This is a genomic window from Mesorhizobium sp. WSM4847 (assembly GCF_055811335.1).
Window position 1 is genome coordinate 1 of record NZ_JBVVPY010000095.1, and the last position, 844, is coordinate 844.

At 61.0% G+C, this 844-nt stretch carries 1 protein-coding gene; it reads left to right on the top strand.

What is annotated here, in order from left to right:
• Positions 1-74: 74 nt before the first annotated feature.
• A protein-coding gene (locus AC0L28_RS34670; RefSeq protein ID WP_287231268.1) for an IS5 family transposase occupies positions 75-838 on the top strand; the annotation gives its coding sequence in 2 pieces (ribosomal slippage) (positions 75-408 and positions 408-838; 765 coding nt in all).
• The last annotated feature ends 6 nt before the right edge of the window (positions 839-844 follow it).

An 844-nucleotide genomic window follows, 5' to 3' on the forward strand; every position in this document is an offset into this window, starting at 1 on the left:
AGCTAAGGTCAGGACCTATTAATCCGGTTGAATTGATGGTGAGCGGCTGATTCATTGTTGGCGGAGGTGCCACGATGGATGATTTGCTGATGTTATCGCCGGAGCAGATGCGGCGGATCGAGCCGTACTTCCCGCTGTCGCACGGCGTGCCTCGGGTAGATGATCGGCGGGTGCTCAGCGGAATCCTGTTCGTCATCCGCAATGGGTTGCGCTGGCGGGATGCTCCGGCCGGTTACGGGCCGCACAAAACGATCTACAACCGATTCATCCGCTGGAGCCGGATGGGCGTGTTCAACCGCATCCTGGCCGAACTGGCGGCTCGGGCCGGTGACCCGGACCAGTTGATGATCGATGCGACACACCTGAAGGCACATCGCACCGCCGCCAGCCTGCTCAAAAAGGGGCTCTACCCCGATGTATTGGACGCAGCCGAGGCGGCCTGACCAGCAAGCTACAGGTGGTCTGCGATGGCAAAGGTCGTCCACTGCTGCTGTACCTGACCGAAGGCCAGGCCAACGACCATAAAGCTGCCGCCGCGCTACTCGAGCACCTGCCGCCAGCCCGCCACCTGCTCGCCGACCGTGCCTATAGCTCGATCGGCTTCCGCGATGCCCTCGTCCAGCGCGGCATCACTCCGTGCATTCCGCCCCATGCAAAGCACCGCATCAAGCATAACTACGATCCGGTTCTCTACCGCCAACGCCACAAGATCGAGAACACCTTCGCCCGCCTCAAGGACTGGCGACGAATCCATACCCGATACGACCGCTGCGCTCACACCTTCCTGTCCGCTATCGCTTTCGCCGCCACATTCATCTTCTGGATCAATGAGTCCTGACCCTAG